Here is a 20,724-nt window from a genome sequence, read left to right on the forward strand (position 1 = left end):
ATTATCTCATTAATTCCTATCTTTTAGGCAAAAAAAAACACAAGTCTAGGAGCGTTTATATACTGGCGATTATTATAAAGTTAAATTGTCAACTTTGTTTTATGGTCATGTGTCGGCGTTGTTATGATATGGAGGAGTAGCTTATGGAAAGAATATCGGCCAATCAAACCGATCACATCCCCCATAGGGATTTTTCACGTTGAATTCTTAAGAACCTTTTAAGAATCAAGAAAGAAAAATGATAATCTTACCTTTTAATATAAATAAAAAATAGAATACGAGGAGAAGATAGGATGTCTTTATTAATACCTTTTCCCTTATCTCAGGCATCGACTTCTGCATATTTATCGTCAAAGTACAAAGTCCATCCGATCACATTTCGTTATCTCGTTGCTTTCAATATGATTAGAGAATATGACAGGGAAACCCAATGAGTAAGTGACAAAACATATTAATGAAAAAACAATATATCCATATCCGTTTATAATTAGCCTCTATCCCTCTTCTTCCAGTGCATGTCTTGCCAACACCAATCCCCCAACCAATCCGGCATTATCTTTTAAACCTGGTGCGACAATATAATCGGCAATGTTTTCGTTTAACTCTTGATGGGTGAAATAACCATTTAACAACGATTTTACATTTTCTCGAACCAGTGGGAAAATGGATTCTTGGTGAGCAACACCGCCCCCGATTACAATTCTTTCTGGAACAAGAATCATAATATACTGGACTAAAGCTTGTGCGATATAATAAGCTTCCATTTCCCAAACTTCTTTTCGGTCAGTCATTTCGATACCCTTTTTCCCCCATCTTTTTTCAATCGCCGGGCCTGCTGCCAAGCCTTCAAAACAATCTTTGTGGAATGGACAATTCCCTTCAAAGTGATCATCCGGATGACGTCTGACAATAATATGACCCATTTCCGGATGTGACAATCCTTCAAGCAACTCGCCGTTCACGACTGCTCCCGCTCCAATTCCGGTGCCTACGGTAATATAGAGACAACTGTCTAGCCCTTTTGCAGCGCCAAATTGATATTCACCAAGTGCCGCCGCGTTGACATCTGTCGTAAAACCGGTCGGCACTTGTAATTCGTCCAACACAGTCTGGAAAAACGGATAATTTTGCCAAGCCAGTTTCGGTGTATTTAAAACATGACCATAGGTTGGACTCGATTTTTTCACATCAATAGGACCAAACGTGCCAATTCCGATGGCCTCCACTTTTCGTTTTTTAAAAAATTCGATTACTTCAGGAATGGTTTCATCCGGTGTTTTTGTCGGAATCGATATCCGCTCCAATACTTCTCCTTGTTCATTCCCAATGCCACAAACAAACTTTGTTCCGCCTGCTTCAATAGATCCTAGAATCATTTGCATCAGCTCCTGCCATTAAATATTTATACACATATCTTTTTACTCTCTTTTATTTTGGTAACCCTAATCTAATCATTGGAGTAATACACTAATTTTACTTTATTATAAAATTACTGTAAATGGATTCTTCCACTGAAAAACTATTCGAAAAAAAGTTGCTACCACAATATATAGAAAATTGATTATAATATACATTTGTATAGGTGTTCGGTAAGATTTAGCACTTTTTCAGTGGACTCGAACGACTTTCACGGACAAGTAGTGAAACAATTAGAGGAAACTGTCCAATAGAGCGACTCTCGCGGACAAAATGAGTGGTCAATCAGCAAAAAATGTCCAATAGAGTGGCTCTCGCGGACAAAATGAGTGGTCAATCTGCAAAAATTGTCCAATAGAACGGTTCTCACGGACAAAATGAGGAGGCAATCTGCAAAAATTGTCCAATAGAACGGCGCTCATGGACAAAATGAGGAGGCAATCTGCAAAAATTGTCCAATAGAACGGCGCTCATGGACAAAATGAGGAGGCAATCTGCAAAAAATGTCCAATAGAACGGTTCTCACGGACAAAATGAGGAGGCAATCAGCAAAAAATGTCCAATAGAACGGCGCTCATGGACAAAATGAGGAGGCAATCTGCAAAAAATGTCCAATAGAACGGTTCTCATGGACAAAATGAGGAGGCAATCTGCAAAAATTGTCCAATAGAACGGTTCTCACGGACAAAATGAGGAGGCAATCTGCAAAAAATGTCCAATAGAGTGGCTCTCGCGGACAAAATGAAGAGGCAATCAGCAAAAAATGTCCAATAGAACAGCGCTCATGGACAAAATGAGTGGTCAATCTGCAAAAATTGTCCAATAGAACGGTTCTCATGGACAAAATGAGGAGTCGATCAGCAAAAATTGTCCAATAGAACGGTTCTCATGGACAAAATGAGTGGTCAATCAGCAAAAAATGTCCAATAGAACGGCGCTCATGGACAAAATGAGGAGTCGATTAGCAAAAAATGTCCAATAGAACGGCGCTCATGGACAAAACCGTGGTTCAATCAACAAATACTGTCTAATAAAGCGGCGCTCACGAACAAATTAATGAGAATGTGCTAAATAATCTTGCTTAACGCCACATTTAGATGTATTTTCGTAGTCTACTCTACTATATTTTTAAAAAGTAAACATATCCGAATTACTTTTCAGTGGTTTCTATTGATTACTTCTAATTTTTTCCATTTCCCCTCATTTAATCATTTCCTTCTTAAGACGGAAATTTTATGTGTTAAGGTGTAAGCGCTTTTCCTGTACGATAAAAGTGTAAAGAAAATCACATAATACTGCTAAGGCAATCAAAATAAATTTAACTTTAATGGAGGTTCTATCATGAAAAGAATATTATTAGCCTGTTCATCCGGTATGTCTACTAGTTTATTGGTGTCAAAAATGAAGGAGGTAGCAGAGGCAAGAGGTATTGAAGCAGAGATTTGGGCTGTTGCTCAAGACAAAGCTCCAACTGAGATGGAACATGCAGATGTTCTTTTAATCGGGCCGCAAATGAGATTCATGAAAAAGAAATTTACCGCAGTTGCCGAAAAAGTCGGGATTCCTATAGAAGTTATCGATCCTGTTGCTTATGGTCGTATTGATGGAGAAGCCGTTCTTAACAAAGCTTTACAATTAATGGATAAATAAATTATAAAGCTCTAAAAAAAATAAAAATATGAGGGAGAGATCTTGTCATGAATAAGTTTATGGAGTTTTTAGAGAACATGCTTTTGCCAATTGCCGATAAGTTAAATAATAACCGTTATTTAACAGCTTTACGGGATGGATTTATGGTTGCTTTGCCGCTAATTATCTTTGGCTCAATCTTTGTTGTAATCGCTAACTTTCCATTCCTTGATAAATTACTTGGGGAAGATGCCTATACTGCCTATCAAAATGCATTGGGACCGGCATCTGCTGCAACACTTAGTATTATGGGGCTCTTTGTTATCATCGGAATCGGGTATAAATTAACGCAAAGTTACGGTGGAGAAGCGATTTACGGTGGTGTTGTTGCTGTCGCTGCATTCCTTATTTTAAATCCACAAGAATTAGACGGCGTAACCGGTGTTATTCCAACAGCTATTCTTGGTGCTCAAGGAATGTTCTTAGGTATATTCACTGCATTTATTGCCGCAGAACTTTATCGGTATTTTGTCAATAAAAATTGGACAATTAAAATGCCCCCTGGAGTTCCGGAAGCAGTATCCCGTTCATTTAGTGCACTTATTCCGATTACATTAACATTATCAGTTTTCCTAGTCATTCGAATTCTATTTAGCTTTACACCATTCGATACGGTGCAAAACTTTATATATACAATTATTCAAGAACCGTTAACCGCTTTAGGATCAAGCTTACCGGCCACGATTTTAGCCGTACTGTTATGTCAAATTTTCTGGTTCTTCGGTTTACACGGACAAATTATTATCAACTCGGTATTTGACCCAATTTGGTATACATTAAATGATGAAAACTTAAAAGCATTCCAAGCAGGAACAGAACTACCCAACGTAATCACAAAACAATTTATTGATACTTTCCTCGTTGGTATGGGTGGAACAGGAATGACGCTAGCAGTTATTCTTCTCATCTTTTTAATTGGTAAGAGCCGCCAAGTAAAAGAACTTGGCAAACTAGGGGGGCCGGCCGGAATCTTTAACGTTAACGAACCAATTATCTTTGGTTTGCCGATTATTATGAATCCGTTAGCCATTTTCCCTTGGTTATTGGCCCCAGTCGTTGTCACTGCAGTCACTTACTTTGCAATGGCTACCGGAATTGTTCCGAAACCGGCAGGAATTATCGTACCATGGACAACACCAATCGGAATTAGCGGATTTTTGGCAACCGGTAACTCGTGGAGAGGGGCCGTTCTACAAATTGTGAACCTGCTCATTGTTATGGCAATTTGGTGGCCATTTCTAAAAATTATGGATAAAAATTACTATGAAAACGAAAAGGCAAAGAAATAATATTTAACAACTATTGAATGGGATCTTGCCTACATTCAGATGGTAGAACGGACAAATTGGATTATAAGCCCTCGGACGGCAGGGCCCTCACCACCATCCGCCGAGCTTATAAGGGTAAGAACCCATTCTCTTTAAAAGATTGACCAATTGAACCTGTTGTTGATTTCCGGTTCAATGAAAAGGGCAAAATTAACTTATTGCTTTTATTTTGGTAAAATATAGAAAGCCGATATGGTGGAGTGAAAGGCATGAAAACAATGGACAAAATCACAGAAATTTCGTTTCAAATCATTTTATATGCCGGAAATGGCCGTTCTTGTGCTATGGAAGCCATTCAAGAAGCAAAGAAAGGCAATTTTAATGAGGCAAACCGTCTTATTGAAGAAGCAGGTAATGAACTCAGTAAAGCCCATGGTTTCCAAACAAAACTTCTTCAAGAGGAAGCAAGTGGAAATGAACAAAGTATAAATATTATTCTCGTTCATTCTCAAGACCATTTGATGACAGCAATGACTGTTCGCGACCTAGCCATTGAAATCATTGAAATCTATCGTAATAAATAATTGACAACAACCGCATCTATTCTAAGCCGGAAGCATTGAAATTTACCGCATCAAATAAGGGAGGTTCACAAATGACGATTCAATACAAGTTTCCAGAAGGTTTTTGGTGGGGAAGTGCCACATCTGCTACACAAATTGAAGGAGCCGCAAATGAAGGCGGAAAAGGAAAAAATATTTGGGATTATTGGTATGAAATTGAGCCTAATCGCTTCTTTGATAATATTGGTCCCGAAACCACGTCCAATTTTTACCACCAATATAAAGAAGATATTAAATTAATGAAAGAAATCGGTCATAATTCCTTCCGTCTTTCCATCTCTTGGTCAAGACTTATTCCGAGTGGCCGTGGGAAAGTGAATCCGGAAGCAGTAAAATTTTATAACAATGTCATCAATGAATTAATCGCAAATGGGATCGAACCATTTGTTAATCTGTATCACTTTGATATGCCGTTGGAGTTGCAAAATAAAGGTGGTTGGGAAAGCCGGGAAGTTGTAGAAGCTTATCGCACTTATGCCATTCAGTGCTTTCAGTTGTTTGGTGACCGCGTGAAAAAATGGTTTACTTTTAACGAACCGATCGTACCTGTTGAAGGTGGTTATTTATACGATTTCCATTATCCAAATATCGTTGATTTTAAACGGGCTGCCCAAGTTGCTTATCATACCATTGTAGCAAATGCAAAAGCGATTGAAGCCTTCCGTACATTCAATTTTGCCGACTCAAAAATCGGGATTATTTTAAATTTAACCCCGTCTTATCCGCGAAGTCAAAATCCGTATGATTTAAAAGCTTCCAGAATCTGTGATTTATTTTTCAATCGAAGCTTCTTGGATCCGGCAGTTTTAGGTGAGTATCCGGAAGAGTTGGTCGAAATTTTAAGGGAACATGGGCAATTACCGGCTATCGGTGAAGAAGACCTCGAGCTCATTAAAAACAATACAGTTGATCTTCTTGGTGTTAATTATTACCAACCACGACGAGTCAAAGCCAAAGAACATTTACCGAATCCGTACAGCCCATTCATGCCGGATTGGTTCTTTGATTACTATGAAATGCCCGGTCGAAAAATGAACCCATATCGGGGCTGGGAAATTTATGAAAAAGGGATTTACGATATTATGATCAACTTAAAAGAAAACTACGGCAATATCGAATCCTTTATTTCCGAAAACGGAATGGGTGTCCAAAACGAAGAACGATACTTAAAAGACGGCCAAATTCAGGATGACTACCGTATTGAATTTATTAAAGGTCACTTACAATGGTTGCATAAATCTATACAAGAAGGTTGTAACGTTAAAGGTTATCACCTCTGGACATTCATGGACAATTGGTCCTGGTCAAATGCCTACAAGAATCGGTACGGGTTTATCTCCGTTGATATAGAAACGCAAAAAAGGACACCGAAGAAAAGTGCTTACTGGTTTAAATCAGTGGCAGAAAACAACGGATTCTAGTTTTCTGTCTATAATAATAGGCGGGACAAAATATATTGTATAGAAATATCGCTGCTTAGTTTGGTTCCGGTTACCATAAGACTGGAACCTTTTTGAATAACAGAAAATTAGAGGGGGACTTTTCATTGTTAAATTCCCGGATGAAAAACATTTTACGAGAACTGTACGCAGTTGATCAACCGATTACCGGCAATTATCTCGCAAATCTGAACCAAGTGACAACCCGGACGACAAGAGAAGATATAAAAAATTTGGATGCAATTTTAAATAACCACGGGGCAAAAATTGTTCCGATAATCGCAAAAGGCTACAAGTTGGAAATTTCAGATGAAAAAGCTTTTCGTAAATTTTTGCAATCCATTTCAGTTGAACAAATTGGACAAGAGTATATTCCCTCTACACCGGAAGAACGAGTTGCCTATCTTATTAGAAGGCTTTTATTAAGTAACCGGTATGAAAAATTAGATGATTTAGCTGATGAATTATATATTAGTAAATCGACCATTCAACTTGATTTGAAAACGGTTAAGCAAATTTTTGATGAATACGGCATTGTTTTAAAATCTAAGCCTAATTTTGGTATTAAAGCGAGCGGCAGTGAAATTAAATTACGATTTTGCCTGTCAGAATACTTATTTGACCGAAACGATGACCATACAAATACACTTGTCGATACACCTTTTTCATCCATTTCCAAAGAAGATATCGACCAAATTCATAAAATTATTCTGAAGCAAATACAAAAACATCAAATCTCAATGTCAGATATTGCCATAAATAATTTATGTATTCACATTGCAATTGCTTATAAGCGAATCGTTAGCGGTCATCATGTAGTACTGGTGCATTCAGAAATCGAGGAAATCAAGCAACAGAAAGAATACCAAGTAGCAACAGAAATCGCGGCCGACGTTGAAAATTACTACCATGTAAAATTTCCACAGCAAGAAATCGCCTATATTGCCATGCACTTGCTCGGGACTAAATTACTTTCCCAAACAAAAAGTCAGGTCGATCATGTTATTAACGATGAGATTCTACATCTTGTGCATTTTGTTTTAGAAAAAATTGAAGAACAATTAGAGCTGGGTATTCAGAACGACCAGGAGCTTATCTTGGGGCTAAGTTTACATTTAAAACCGGCTGTCAATCGAATTAAATTCGGAATGAACATTCGTAATCCCATGCTGCAGGATATTAAAAACAATTACCCACTTGCCTATGAAGCCGGCATTATTGCAGGAATTGCCGTCAAAGAATATACCGGAATTGAGATGGATGAGAATGAAATCGGCTATCTTGCCTTACATTTTGGTGCAGCGATTGAAAGGAAAAAATTGCAATCCGGTCCAAAGCGGTGTCTTGTTGTCTGTGCTTCCGGTTTAGGTACAGCCCAACTCATTTTTTATCGACTGAAATCATATTTTGGTCACAATCTAGAAGTTGTCGGAACAACGGAATACTATAAACTGAAGCAAATGAATTTAAATGGTATTGATTTTATTGTCAGTTCAATCCCTATTCAAGAATCTTTTCACATCCCGGTCATTGAAGTCAATGCCGTTTTAAAAGAGCAGGATTTAAAATCGATAGAAAAATTTATTGTCAACCAAAATACAAGACAACCTATTTTGTCATATTTTCATAAGGACTTAACTTTTTTAAAAGAAAAATTGGATACCCAAGAAAGAGCGCTTGAATTTTTAAGTGATTTTTTATTGGATAAAGGGTTAGTCGATGATACTTTTCTCGAGGCGATTTACGAAAGAGAGAAAGTTGCGCCGACTGCATTTGGGAATTTAGTGGCGATTCCACACCCGATCACCCCAAAAACAAAGAAAACCTTTGTGGTTGTCTGTACGTTGGTAAAACCGATTATCTGGAGCGAAACACCTGTTCAAATCATCTTTTTGTTATGTGTAAAAAAAGACAGCCAGGAGGATTTGCAGGAAATGTATGACCTGTTGGGGAAATTCATTGAAAACAAAGCAATGGTACAAAATATTTTAAAGGCAAAAACATATGAGGACTTTATTCATGTGATTAGGGAATAGTGAAACACCTGTAATGAGGTAGAAAAGAAGGAATTGGGAAAGGAAAAAGGACAGGCAATTTCTAGAGCGGAGAAAGATGACACAAAAAATGGCGAATGCAGGTTTAGATTTTTCGGAGGATGTTTTAAAAGAAGGCTGAACCGTGTCGATCATGGAATCTCTTCTTAGTCCGTACCCAAAGATCGTTATGGGTTATGCAAGTAGCGACCCCACCTTAGCAATTTTCTATTCCTCTAAATCTTTGAAGTGGGGTCTTGTATCTGACAATTTGCTTTTAACACCGTTCCGCTTTCGGTTTAGAAAAATTACCCGTTCAATCCATATTTCTTCATTTTATTATATAATGTCACCCGCGATATCCCTAATTTTTTTGCTGCTTTTGATTTATTGCCGTTGGACCAACTTATAGCTTCTTCAATCAACCTCCTTTCCATCTCTTCTTTCCCCGGAAAGGAATCGGTAATTTCGATTTGGGGCGGATTGGTTTCTTGAACCATATTTTGAAAATAACTTGAAAGATCTTCTTTATCCACCGTCTGTTTCTCTGATAAAATCACAATTCGCTCACATAAATTACGTAATTCACGGATATTTCCCGGCCATTGGTACTGATGAAGCATTTGGAGGGCATCGTGTTTGACAATCGGGACCGGCACTTGATATTTATTTGCAAATTGCTTCAAAAAAAATTCTATCAACTCCGGGATATCCCCAGCCCTGTTACGCAGGGGAGGCATCGTAAGCTGGATGACATTTAGCCGGTAAAATAAATCTTCTCGGAATTTTTTCTCTTGGATAAGGCGCTCCAAATTTTGATTCGTTGCGGCAATAAAGCGGACATTCACTTTTTTTCCTTTTGAATCACCAATACGGTAGATCCAGTTTTCTTGCAGAACACGAAGAAGTTTTACTTGCATGTCCAATGGAAGTTCCCCTACTTCATCAAGGAAAAGTGTCCCCCCATCGGCCATTTCAATCTTTCCTGCCTTGCCATTTTTTTCCGCTCCAGTAAAGGCCCCTCCTTCATATCCGAATAATTCACTTTCAAATAAAGAGTTTGGGATGGCTCCACAATTAACCGGTATAAAGGGACCGTTTTTTCTGGAACTGGATTCGTGAATGGCCCGGGCACAAATTTCTTTTCCCGTTCCGCTTTCCCCAAGGATTAAGGTCGTGGCATCGGTTTTTGCCGCTTTGCTGGCAATTTGGATCGTATCTTGCAGGGCCTTGCTTTTTCCAACCATTTTTGAGAAAGGGTTTTCATCTCTGTCTGTAATAACCTTTTGCCTTAACTCATTCAGCTCGGCTGTTGTCATGACAAGATTATCGTTCAGTTTTACAATTTGGGTAATGTCCCGTTCCACAGACACCGCACCAATCAACTCGTTTTGATTATTGAATATAGGTGAGGCATTAATAACGACATGCTTACCTTTACGCGGACGGTGGTAAGTGTTTCTTACAGGTTTCTTTGTTATTAAAACTTTTAACACCATTAAATCCTCATCATGAAAAAAATTGGTAATATCCTTGTTTAAGATTTGGTCTTTTTCAATGTTGTATGTGTGCACAGCCGACTCATTCCAGAAAATGACTTTCTTGTCCTTGTTAATAATTGTGATGGCATCTTCCTCGGTTGACAATAAAGTTTCTAATATATTTCTTTCATTCGACATTTTTCCCCCCCTCCCCCTTTACATTGTAAATTAATTTTACACTTTCCTTTACACCTTTGTAAAGAAAGTTTACAGTTTACCTCTTTTTGTCTGCAAATCTATTTTCTAAAAATCTCATTTTATAGCAGTTTTGTGACAAATACATAGAGATATAAAAGTTGGCATACCTCTTGCATAATTAAATTAGGAGTTGACGATTTGTGTCGACTTTTCACAGTGGTGGCGGTATTGTGTCTTGATATTTGCCGCCCATAAGTACAGGTGGCCACTGTTAAGAATGGCAGACTGAAGGAAAAGTTCTGCTGTTGAATGCTTTCTTCACGAAAATAAATAAGGGGAGGAATGATTTTTATGGTTTTACCTTTCAAACATGAACCTTTAACGGATTTTACAGACGTGGCAAATATAAAAGAATTCGAAGCTGCCTTGAAAAAAGTTGAAGGAGAACTGGGAAAAGAATACCCTTTAGTAATTAATGGTGAACGAATTTATACAGATGACAAACTCGTTTCCGTAAATCCAGGCAATAAAGCACAAGTTATTGGAAAAGTATCCAAAGCAACGAAAGAACATATTGATCAAGCAATGAATGCCGCTCTCGAAGCGTTTCAAACTTGGAGAAAAATGACACCGTTTGCCCGGGCGAATGTACTGTTTAAAGCGGCTGCCATTACCCGGAGAAGAAAACACGAAATCTCCGCATGGCTTGTTTACGATGCAGGCAAACCATGGGATCAAGCCGATGCCGACACTGCGGAAGGAATTGACTTTTTAGAATATTACGCCCGGCAGATGCTTGAGCTGGCAAAAGGGAAGCCGATGAATCACCGGCAAAACGAGCATAACGATTTCTTCTATCAACCGATGGGCCCTGGTGTTGTTATTCCGCCTTGGAATTTCGCCTTTGCGATTGTTTGCGGAACGACGGCTGCACCGATTGTAGCCGGTAACCCAGTATTATTGAAGCCTTCAGAAAATACTCCTGTTATTGCTTACAAGCTCGTAGAAATTTTGGAAGAAGCCGGTCTTCCTAAAGGAGTGCTCAATTTTGTTCCCGGTGATCCTTTAGAAATAGGCGATTACTTAGTCGATCATAAGGAAACAAGATTCATTAACTTTACGGGATCCCGTGCAACCGGAGTCCGAATTTTTGAGCGGGCAGCTGTAGTCCAAGAAGGGCAAAAACATTTAAAACGAGTGATTGCTGAAATGGGAGGCAAAGATACGATTATTGTTGACGATGATAGCGATCTTGACCTGGCTGTGGATGCCATTGTTTACTCGGCTTTTGCCTTCTCCGGTCAAAAATGCTCAGCCTGCTCAAGAGTCGTAGCCCACGAAAATGTATATGAAGAATTGTTGGAAAAAGTTGTCGCTCTTACGAAACAACTTTCCATTGGCAGTCCATCTGAAGGTAATATATACGTTGGCCCGGTTATCAATCAAAAACAATTTGACAAAATTAAAGATTATATTGAAACAGGAAAATCGGAAGGAAAACTTGTTTATGGCGGAGAAGCAGATGATTCAAAAGGTTATTTTGTTCATCCAACGATTTTCAAAGACCTGGATCCAAATGCACGAATCATGCAAGAGGAAATTTTCGGACCGGTTGTGGCCTTTACAAAAGCGAAAAACTTTGATGAAATGCTTGAAATTGCCAATAACACCGACTACGGTTTAACAGGAGCCGTCATTTCCAGAAATCGGGAACATTTAGAACGTGCCCGTTATGAATTCCACGTTGGCAATCTTTATTTTAACCGTGGATGTACTGCGGCGATCGTTGGTTACCAACCTTTTGGCGGTTTTAAAATGTCCGGAACCGATTCAAAAGCAGGAGGTCCTGATTATTTACAACATTTTATGGAAGCAAAAGTTGTTTCTGAAATGTTTTAATCTACTATTTGGAAAGGGACTGTCTAAATCAAGATGAGCCTCATAGCTAAAGCTTATGTTGAATAGCAACTTTTAAAAAACAGCCCCTTTCCGAAACCTGTTTGTTAGAAAGAGGGAAAACAAAATGACGAATTTGACAAAAGACTTTTTTTACAGTTTATCCCAAAACAAATTATTAAATGAATCCGCTAAAAAGTGGGGATTTAAATTCGGTGCCGATAAGTTTGTGGCAGGAACCGACTTAAATAGCGTGACAAGAACAATTAAAAAATTAAATCGTTACGGTATTAGCGGAACCGTTGACAATCTTGGGGAATTTGTATCAGACCGGGAAGAAGCAATGAGAACAACAAACAATATCATCCGTCTTCTTAATCGAATTAACGAAGAAAATTTAGATTGTCACGTTTCCGTAAAATTAACGCAGCTAGGCCTTGATATAGATGAGCAATTTTGCATCGACAATATGAGGAAAATTATGGAAGCAGCTTCAAAGTTTGGGATTTTCGTGAATATTGACATGGAAGATTATTCCCGTTATGAGCAGACACTTCGCATTCTTCAAACATTACGGGAAGAGTTTGAAAATGTGGGAACGGTTATGCAAGCTTATTTATATCGAGCAGAAGAAGACCTCGAACAGTTGAAAGACGTTCGAATTCGTCTTGTAAAAGGGGCATACAAAGAAAGTGAAGCGGTCGCATACCAGTCAAAAGCTGAAATTGACCGAAACTATCTTAAACTGGCAAAAAAACGTCTTTTAGGGGATGCATTTACCTCAATTGCAACCCATGATCACAATATTATCAATGAATTGAAAGCGTTTATTAAAGAAAATAATATTAGCCATGATAAATTCGAATTCCAAATGTTATACGGTTTTCGCACAGAATTACAATATAATTTAGCTGCGGAGGGTTATCGATTTTGTACGTATATCCCTTTTGGAACGGACTGGTTCGGCTATTATATGCGCCGCTTGGCTGAACGTCCGCAAAACATAAACCTGATTGTCAAGGATGTATTTTATGATAGCAATAACAAGCTGAAGAAAAAACCGCTTGTCATTGCGGCAGGGGCTGCTACATTCCTTTGCCTATTAAGAAAAAGAAAAAACAGCGGAAAGTAGTAAGACATTGATATATTTTTATAAAAGAATAGTGATTGAGTATTTCATATTCGTAGTTAACAATAAAAACAGATCCTGCAAGGCTTTTTTTCGGGTCTTGCAGTGATCTATTCCTTTTTGAAAAGGAAAAAATGAAACGAACAAAGGGCTTCTTTGAAAACACCTCATAGTTTGGAAATATTATTCAGAAAAAACAAAAATATTCTAATGTTTATGTGATTATATATCATATAATAAACGACACTCAAAAAGCACATATTTTAAAAACTTTTGCCTCTACTTAATACAACACCTTTTGTTGTACAAATGATAATTAATACTATATCTAGTGTATTTTTTGTGCACAACCTTTTTGGGTGACCATCAGCAAATCATTCATCAAAGGAGAGATAATATGACGGATACTATGTATCAACTATTGGCGGTTATCATTTATTTCCTCGGAATGATCGGAATTGGCTTTTATGCGTACCGCCGTATTTTCAATTTAAATGATTATATGTTAGGGGGAAGAAGTCTCGGTCCCGCAGTTTCAGCACTGAGCGCCGGGGCGGCTGATATGTCCCAATGGTTATTGATGGGCCTTCCCGGAGCGATTTATGTTTCCGGTCTCGTTGAAGGCTGGATTGCCATTGGACTTACGATCGGGGCTTGGTTTAACTGGAGGCTTGTTGCTCCACGCCTACGCGTATACACCCATGTATCAAATGATTCTATTACAATTCCAAGTTTTTTTGATAACCGCTTTAAGGAAAATGCAAAAATATTACGCATAGTAACAGGAATTATCATTTTAGTCTATTTTACATTCTATGTATCTTCCGGACTTGTCGCAGGGGGCGTATTTTTTGAAAGCTCTTTCGGTTATGATTACCATTTAGGTCTTCTTGTCGTTGGTGGAGTTATCGTACTTTATACGTTATTTGGAGGCTTCCTTGCTGTAAGTTACACTGACTTTGTTCAAGGTACGATTATGTTCCTTGCCCTTGTTTCGGTACCTATTATCGGAGTATTTGTCACAGGTGGAATCGGTGAAACGATTGAAACAATTAAATCTTTTGATCCGAACTTATTAAGTTTAACCGCAACAGCTACGGCAACAGGGGTTATCTCATCTCTGGCATGGGGACTGGGTTATTTTGGACAGCCTCATATTATTGTACGTTTCATGGCCATCAAGTCTGCAAAAGAAATTAAGCAAGCTCGTAGAATCGGGATAGGCTGGATGATTTTAACGTTGGCAGGTGCAGCAGCAACAGCGTTAGTAGGTGTTGCTTATTTCCAAAAACATGCCGATGTGAAATTAATAGATTCTGAGGCGGTCTTTATACAAATGGGACAAATTTTATTCCACCCATTCATCGCCGGGATTCTACTATCCGCCGTCCTTGCAGCTATTATGAGTACTGTTTCTTCACAGTTAATCGTGACCTCTTCCGCTTTGGTGGAAGATATTTATAAAGCGATCTTTAAATCAGATGCAGATCAAAAAACCTATATTTTCCTAGGGAGAATCGCGGTTCTCGTGATCGCAATTATTGCCGGAATTTTCGCTTGGGAGAAATCTGACACGATTTTGAACTTGGTTGCTTTTGCATGGGCCGGATTTGGTGCAGCATTTGGACCAACTGTGCTTCTTTCCCTATATTGGAGGAAATTCACAAGTCAAGGTGCCCTCTCAGGAATGATCACCGGAGCAATTACTGTTTTCGTATGGGGCAATTCATTCCTTTCAGATTACCTCTATGAAATCGTACCGGGATTTATCTTGAATCTGATTGTTGCCGTCCTTGTCAGTAAAATGACGTATAAATCAATTCCGGAAGTGGAAAAAGAGTTTGATGAGACATTGCGGTTATTAAAGGAAGAGCACGAATAAAGGTTAAATTCAATCAGTAGGAGAATCGACTTTCCCCTACTGATTTCATTTTAAGGTTATAATAATAAGAAAAGAATTTAATTTCCTTATTCAGGTGGTATAAAATGTATAAATTAACCGCAAATTTAGCTCAAATGATAGTTAACAAAATGATGAAGGATATTCCTTATAATATCAATATTATGGATAAAAATGGGGTAATTATCGGAAGTGGGAATAAAGAACGGATTGGTATCTTGCACCATGGGGCTGTCGATGCGATTAGGTATAGAAAAGCAGTCGAGATTAAGAAAGATGAGGAGTTTGTCAAAAAAGGGATTAATTTACCGATTGAAATGAATGGGGACATTATTGGGGTGGTCGGAATTAGCGGAGAAATTGGAGAGACGCGGCCGTTCGGAAATCTTGTTAGGTCAACTGTGATTTTATTAATTGAACAAAGTGTAGCTTTGGAGAAAGCCAATCAAGAAGAAAAGCGGAAATACGACCTTTTTAATCGAATTATGGATACGGATACACTCTATACAAAGGAACTGGCGGAACAAGCGAAAGTTTATGGCCTTGAGTTAAACAAGCCATCGCAAATTGTCTACGTGGAATCCCAATCAAACATCGATGAAATAAATCTAAATGACCTACCTACTTTTAAAATTACCAATGATTCGATTTGTATTGTCGTACAAGAAATAGAACTGGTGGATCCACTCATCACTAGGATACAAAAACAGAATCAGGACGTGCGGATATCAATTAGCGGAGTCAATGATCGACCTTCCAACGGTTATATTCAGGCAAAATCAGCCATGCGTGTTTTGAGAGGACTATTTTCTGACAAAAAAATAATTTTCTATACCGATTGTGAAGTCATTGCAGATATTTCGGAATGGCTTAAGCAAAACAGGAGTATTGAAAAAATAACCACATTGCTCGAAAAAAATGAGGAGCTGTGCAAAACACTGCAAGTTTACCTGAATTCAAACTTAAATTCCAATGAAGCTGCCGGTCTCCTAAACATACACAGAAACACGCTAAATTACCGATTGGAAAAAATCCAAAAAATCACTGGCAAAGATCCGAAAAATATATTAGAACTTGTTGAACTGCTTTTTATTTTAATCAACCGGATAAAGTAGAGAAACATTTGCAAGGTTAAGCAAATTAAGGGTATTCCGACCTGCCGGTATCTGAAAAAAGCCGGGTTCAATACGTTACCGGCTCTTTTTTAATGGTTGTTCTGTTCTTTATCGCAACAATCGTGCCACACTTTCCGCTGTCCGAGCAACGTTCTCTGAACCTTGTTTTAATAATGTACTAAGTTCGGCAGCGCCCGGAACGATTCCAAAAATTGCGTCAAAACCTTCTTCATACAGTACCTCAACATCTTTGCCAATATAACCCGCTAAGGCAATCACTTTCATATTTGGGTTCACACTTTTTGCAACTTTTGCAACTCCATAGGGGGTTTTCCCAAATTTTGTTTGAAAATCGATGCCGCCCTCACCTGTAAAACAATAATCTGCATGTCGAAGCTTTTCTTTTAAGTTTGTATATTCGATAACAATTTCAATTCCTTTTTTCATCGTGGCATTTGTAAAAGCAAGTAATCCTGCACCGAGACCCCCGGCAGCACCGGCACCGGGTACATTAAGCACGTCAATACCAAGCTGATCTTTCACCACTTGTGCATAGTGTCGTAAATTATTATCGAGAATTTCCACCATCTCAGGTGTGGCTCCTTTTTGCGGACCGAAAACTCTGGATGCACCATGTTCGCCACATAATGGGTTCGTTACATCTGATGCGACCAAAATATGAACATCTCTCAATCCGGGAATCACATTAGACGTGTCGATGGTGGCGAGCCTATCTAAAAAGCCACCGCCAAGTTTCAACTCTTTTCCATCTTCATCCAAAAATTTATAACCAAGAGCGGCTGCCATACCCGTACCGCCATCATTTGTCGCACTTCCGCCAATTCCTAAAATAATATCAGTAATGCCTTGCTCGATACAATCCTTAATCAATTCACCGGTTCCATAAGTCGTAGTAATTAACGGGTTTTTCGTTTCTTTCGTAACAAAATGAATCCCACTTGCAGCCGCCATCTCAATGACAGCTGTTTTGCCATCACCAAGAATACCGTACCCGGCAACCACTTTTGTACCGAGCGGTCCGGTCACTTCTTTTTTCTCTAAAGTTCCACCCGTTGCATCAATAAGCGATTGAACGGTCCCTTCACCGCCGTCTGCCATTGGAACATGAATACATTCAGCATCAGGAATCGCTCTTTTAATTCCAATTTCCATTGCTTCACATACTTCTTTTGCCGTCATACTTTCTTTAAATGAATCCGGAGCTAATACAAATACTTTCCCCATCTACCGTCACCCCTAGAATAAAATTGTTTTGTCAAAGAATGATTTTGATTTTGACTGATTGTTGTTTGGAGTAGAAGGCATAGATACCTGTGGGACTAGCTGGACAGTAAAGACACCATTAAGCTATTGCCCCACAAGGCTTACCACATGCCCCACTGAATGTGAGTACTTGAGCGGTGATCAACAACCAAATTTAATAGCGCCTATAAAATAAATCCGTAAAGAATTGTTGCAACGATTGTCATTGTTAAACCGACAATGCTTTCATATAAAGCCACAGTCATTCTATCTTTCATACTTATGTTCATTGCATTTCGAGTAACGTGGAAGTAGGTTCCATGCGGCAAGTGGTCAATTACTGTAGCCCCGGCATGTGTCATAACTGCTGCTGATAGCGGTGCCACACCTGTATTTAATATTGCTTGTGAGAATGATCCGGTTGCCAAAATTACACCTGTTGATGTAGAAGCTGTAGCGGCCGCCATTAATGTCCCTGCAATTGGTGCTAAGAACACTCCGGAAATACCGGAAGCCTCGACAAGGGATACTACTTTTTCAGGTAAATTAGAGGCTGTAATTAACCCACCAATCGCACCTGCACCAATAATAATTAAGATTGTTGGTGTCATTCGGTCTAAGCCGGCTGAGCAGTAGTCCAAGATTTGCTTTTTCTTTCCTAAGGCAATTGATCCAACAACAGCCGCAAATGGTAAAATAAATAAGGAATCAATTTTCAAATTTGCTAGGAAATCAACACCGAGTATCGAACCAACCGGACTGATCATTAAAAGAACAATCGCAATAATTGGGGTAATCAATGCTTTTGAAAAAGATGGCAAATTTGTCGTATTAGCTTTTTCCAATTCAGCTACCTCAAGATCCGTTACTTTTGTACCTTTAAATTTAATTCTTGATGCAAGAAGTACAGTAACAATGACACCAAAAACTGCAGGGACGAAACCAGCGAGCATTACTTGGTTTACATCAAGGTTAAAACCGCCCGCAGCTGCAATCGTATTCGGGTTTGGTGAAATAATATTTCCTGCTTTTCCTCCACCGGATAATGCAACAAGTAATGCCACTTTAGAGTAACCCATTTTGTTTCCGACAGATAAAGCGATTGGAGCGACAATCAAAACCGCAACCGGTATAAAGACACCCACCGCTGTAATAATCATCGTTGCTAATGCTAAGGAGAGCATCGCTTTCGTTCCACCAAGTTTATCAACAATTACCTTAGCAATTGTTTCAGCAGCGCCTGATTCCATCATCACACCGGCAAAAACACCGGCAGCAATAATCCGGACAACGGTACCCATGACGCTTTGTGTTCCTGAAATCAATATCGAAACTGAATCCGAAAAACCCGCGCCACCAATGAAAGCGCCCGCAATTGCTCCCAATATTAATGAATAGGTAGGTGATAATTTAAATAATATGAAAATAATTGCCAACAATAAACCGCTTAAAGCGCCAATCCAGCTAATATGAATTGCTTCCATATGAAAACCTCCTCATTTCAATACAACTTTATTTAAGAATTTTTATGAGATTGCACAAAATGTAAAATTCTACTAAAAAACCCAAGTAAGCTAAATTTTGTTAATCCTTTCACAAATACCTTGTCATAAAAGCGCTTTTATTGAATACGTTTAAATTATATTAAAATATAAAACCGTTAACAATTGATAAAACAACGAACTTTTTTGGGCATTTGCACAATGAAATTTTGCATTGGTGCCAGTATATTTACAATTATCTCTTGAATATAGACGTTGATAGGATAGTTACTTAAAGGTATTGTTTCTCTTCTATCATTGCGTTTTCACTTATCCCTATCAAAATATCCCACCATTGGTTTACTTATCCAATACACAAAAAACCTGCGACAGTTTCCCATCGCAGGTTTTATTGTTCATTATTTCCAATGAATAAAATTAATTAAATACCATACCGCCATCGATAATTAATGCTTGACCGGTCATATAATCGGAGTCCGGACCAGCTAAATAAGATACACAAGCGGCTACGTCTTCCGGTTCAGAAAGACGTTTCAATGTAATATTTTGCGCAAATTGATTCAAACCCCATTCAAATGGTTTGCCGGCAGCATCAGCGACTTCTTTTGCAATCCCCATCATCATTGGTGTTTTTACAATTCCCGGACAATAAGCATTTACTGTTATTCCAAGATGGGCTAAATCACGTGCTGCTGTTTGTGTAATTCCACGAATAGCAAATTTTGTTCCACCATAAACTGCTAGATCCGGATTTCCCACTTGACCGGCTTGAGAGGATGCATTTATGATTTTACCGCCATGCCCTAATTTTTTGAAGGCGGCAACTGCAGCTTGGATTCCCCAAAGTGTTCCACCGACATTGATATCAAAAACTTTTCGGTAAATTTCTGGGGTGATTTCTTCAATTGGTGTTGACGGTCCAATACCTGCATTGTTTACAACAACATCCAATCCGCCTAATTTTTCAACGGTTTCTTTAACTGTATTGAAAACTTGATCACGATCAGAAACATCCACTTTTACAGCAATGGCTTTTCCACCGTTTTTATTTATTCCATCAGCAACTTGGTTTGCTGCATCTATGTTAAAGTCTGCACATGAAACTGCAAAACCATCCTTTGCCAGCCGTTCTGCTATTGCCTTTCCAATCCCTTGACCAGCACCTGTTACGTAAGCTACTTTTCCTAAAACTCTACTATCAGACATTTTATTATTCCCCTTTCACATGAAAAATTACTACTCTTTCACTTTAGACCTCTGGGGCAATTTTTTCAATAATAAGTTATATAATTCACAAAATCGAAATAAATTGGGGAAAATTGTTTAGATTGTTTTCTATGAGACAAATTGCTTTAAAAAAAGAGGGAAAATGGCTCATAGAAGCGAGCAGTACCTTCCCTATGGGACAAAACGACAGCTAAAACAGGGAAAACTGTCCCATTGAATGCTGCTATGGGACAAATTGCTTTGAAAAAATGAAAAAAATGGCTCATAGAAGCTAGACGTGCCTTCCCTATGGGACAAAACCGCAGCTAAAACAGGGAAAACTGTCCCATTGAACGACGCTATGGGACAAATTGCTTTGAAAAAATGAAAAAAATGTCTCATAGAAGCGAGCGGTACCTTCCCTATGAGACAAAATTTCAGCTAAAACATGAAAAACTGTCCCATAGAATGCCGCTATGGGACAAATTGCTTTGAAAGAATGGAAAAAATGTCTCATAGAAGCTAGACGTGCCTTCCCTATGGGACAAAACGACAGCTAAGAGAGG

General features: G+C 38.6%; 14 protein-coding genes. 9 read left to right on the forward strand and 5 right to left on the reverse strand.

The genetic code is table 11. The features are described 5' to 3' along the window. Positions 1 to 494 precede the first annotated feature (494 nt). Positions 495 to 1,373 (reverse strand): ROK family protein, encoded by an 879-nt coding sequence (locus BT1A1_RS15295; RefSeq protein WP_034772933.1) that lies wholly within the window; start codon positions 1,371 to 1,373, stop codon positions 495 to 497. Between the two features lie 1,384 nt (positions 1,374 to 2,757). On the opposite strand from BT1A1_RS15295, the gene BT1A1_RS15300 reads away from it, so the two are divergent. The 5 genes from BT1A1_RS15300 (at position 2,758) to BT1A1_RS15320 (ending at position 8,471) form a co-directional block, all read left to right on the forward strand. Further along, positions 2,758 to 3,066 (forward strand): PTS sugar transporter subunit IIB, encoded by a 309-nt coding sequence (locus BT1A1_RS15300; protein WP_034772907.1) that lies wholly within the window; start codon positions 2,758 to 2,760, stop codon positions 3,064 to 3,066. A 47-nt stretch (positions 3,067 to 3,113) separates the two neighbouring features. Further along, on the forward strand, positions 3,114 to 4,394 hold the full coding sequence (celB, locus tag BT1A1_RS15305) for a PTS cellobiose transporter subunit IIC (RefSeq protein ID WP_034772909.1): 1,281 nt from the start codon (positions 3,114 to 3,116) through the stop codon (positions 4,392 to 4,394). A 257-nt stretch (positions 4,395 to 4,651) separates the two neighbouring features. After that, positions 4,652 to 4,957: a PTS sugar transporter subunit IIA gene (locus tag BT1A1_RS15310; protein ID WP_034772936.1), complete on the forward strand. Its 306-nt coding sequence runs from the start codon at positions 4,652 to 4,654 to the stop codon at positions 4,955 to 4,957. A gap of 71 nt (positions 4,958 to 5,028) precedes the next feature. Further along, on the forward strand, positions 5,029 to 6,417 hold the full coding sequence (locus BT1A1_RS15315) for a glycoside hydrolase family 1 protein (protein WP_034772911.1): 1,389 nt from the start codon (positions 5,029 to 5,031) through the stop codon (positions 6,415 to 6,417). Between the two features lie 125 nt (positions 6,418 to 6,542). Continuing rightward, entirely contained in the window at positions 6,543 to 8,471 is a 1,929-nt protein-coding gene (locus tag BT1A1_RS15320; protein ID WP_034772912.1) for a BglG family transcription antiterminator, read from the forward strand. 305 nt (positions 8,472 to 8,776) lie between these two features. Here the strand turns inward: BT1A1_RS15320 and BT1A1_RS15325 are convergent, their stop codons facing one another. Beyond that, the gene (locus tag BT1A1_RS15325) at positions 8,777 to 10,147 is read right to left on the reverse strand and encodes a sigma-54 interaction domain-containing protein (protein WP_034772915.1); all 1,371 of its coding nucleotides are present in this window, start codon (positions 10,145 to 10,147) and stop codon (positions 8,777 to 8,779) included. Positions 10,148 to 10,498: 351 nt separating this feature from the next. Here BT1A1_RS15325 and pruA point away from each other — a divergent pair, with 351 nt between their 5' ends. From pruA to BT1A1_RS15345, 4 genes are all read left to right on the forward strand, one after another. After that, the gene (gene pruA, locus BT1A1_RS15330) at positions 10,499 to 12,046 is read left to right on the forward strand and encodes an L-glutamate gamma-semialdehyde dehydrogenase (RefSeq protein WP_034772917.1); all 1,548 of its coding nucleotides are present in this window, start codon (positions 10,499 to 10,501) and stop codon (positions 12,044 to 12,046) included. A 124-nt stretch (positions 12,047 to 12,170) separates the two neighbouring features. Then, entirely contained in the window at positions 12,171 to 13,175 is a 1,005-nt protein-coding gene (locus BT1A1_RS15335; RefSeq protein ID WP_034772919.1) for a proline dehydrogenase family protein, read from the forward strand. 394 nt (positions 13,176 to 13,569) lie between these two features. Further along, positions 13,570 to 15,054: a sodium/proline symporter PutP gene (gene putP / locus BT1A1_RS15340; RefSeq protein WP_034772921.1), complete on the forward strand. Its 1,485-nt coding sequence runs from the start codon at positions 13,570 to 13,572 to the stop codon at positions 15,052 to 15,054. A 104-nt stretch (positions 15,055 to 15,158) separates the two neighbouring features. Beyond that, the gene (locus BT1A1_RS15345; RefSeq protein WP_034772923.1) at positions 15,159 to 16,187 is read left to right on the forward strand and encodes a CdaR family transcriptional regulator; all 1,029 of its coding nucleotides are present in this window, start codon (positions 15,159 to 15,161) and stop codon (positions 16,185 to 16,187) included. A gap of 108 nt (positions 16,188 to 16,295) precedes the next feature. On the opposite strand, the gene BT1A1_RS15350 is transcribed toward BT1A1_RS15345, so the two are convergent. The 3 genes from BT1A1_RS15350 to BT1A1_RS15360 all read right to left on the reverse strand — a co-directional run bounded on the left by BT1A1_RS15350 (position 16,296) and on the right by BT1A1_RS15360 (position 20,158). After that, entirely contained in the window at positions 16,296 to 17,432 is a 1,137-nt protein-coding gene (locus BT1A1_RS15350) for a glycerate kinase family protein (RefSeq protein ID WP_034772925.1), read from the reverse strand. Positions 17,433 to 17,635: 203 nt separating this feature from the next. After that, complete coding sequence (locus BT1A1_RS15355) at positions 17,636 to 18,934, reverse strand: GntP family permease (protein WP_034772927.1); 1,299 nt, start codon at positions 18,932 to 18,934, stop codon at positions 17,636 to 17,638. A 435-nt stretch (positions 18,935 to 19,369) separates the two neighbouring features. Next, complete coding sequence (locus BT1A1_RS15360; RefSeq protein ID WP_034772930.1) at positions 19,370 to 20,158, reverse strand: (S)-acetoin forming diacetyl reductase; 789 nt, start codon at positions 20,156 to 20,158, stop codon at positions 19,370 to 19,372. Positions 20,159 to 20,724: the final 566 nt, after the last annotated feature.

The organism is Caldibacillus thermoamylovorans (genome assembly GCF_000751775.1).
GTDB lineage: Bacteria > Bacillota > Bacilli > Bacillales > Caldibacillaceae > Caldifermentibacillus > Caldifermentibacillus hisashii.

Bases quoted from the DNA above. Each gene is read 5' to 3' on its own strand.
- BT1A1_RS15300 (WP_034772907.1), top strand. From the start codon at position 2,758: ATGAAAAGAATATTATTAGCCTGTTCATCCGGTATGTCTACTAGTTTA.
- celB (WP_034772909.1), top strand. From the start codon at position 3,114: ATGAATAAGTTTATGGAGTTTTTAGAGAACATGCTTTTGCCAATTGCC.
- BT1A1_RS15310 (WP_034772936.1), top strand. From the start codon at position 4,652: ATGGACAAAATCACAGAAATTTCGTTTCAAATCATTTTATATGCCGGA.
- BT1A1_RS15315 (WP_034772911.1), top strand. From the start codon at position 5,029: ATGACGATTCAATACAAGTTTCCAGAAGGTTTTTGGTGGGGAAGTGCC.
- BT1A1_RS15325 (WP_034772915.1), bottom strand. From the start codon at position 10,147: ATGTCGAATGAAAGAAATATATTAGAAACTTTATTGTCAACCGAGGAA.
- pruA (WP_034772917.1), top strand. From the start codon at position 10,499: ATGGTTTTACCTTTCAAACATGAACCTTTAACGGATTTTACAGACGTG.
- BT1A1_RS15335 (WP_034772919.1), top strand. From the start codon at position 12,171: ATGACGAATTTGACAAAAGACTTTTTTTACAGTTTATCCCAAAACAAA.
- putP (WP_034772921.1), top strand. From the start codon at position 13,570: ATGACGGATACTATGTATCAACTATTGGCGGTTATCATTTATTTCCTC.
- BT1A1_RS15345 (WP_034772923.1), top strand. From the start codon at position 15,159: ATGTATAAATTAACCGCAAATTTAGCTCAAATGATAGTTAACAAAATG.
- BT1A1_RS15350 (WP_034772925.1), bottom strand. From the start codon at position 17,432: ATGGGGAAAGTATTTGTATTAGCTCCGGATTCATTTAAAGAAAGTATG.
- BT1A1_RS15355 (WP_034772927.1), bottom strand. From the start codon at position 18,934: ATGGAAGCAATTCATATTAGCTGGATTGGCGCTTTAAGCGGTTTATTG.
- BT1A1_RS15360 (WP_034772930.1), bottom strand. From the start codon at position 20,158: ATGTCTGATAGTAGAGTTTTAGGAAAAGTAGCTTACGTAACAGGTGCT.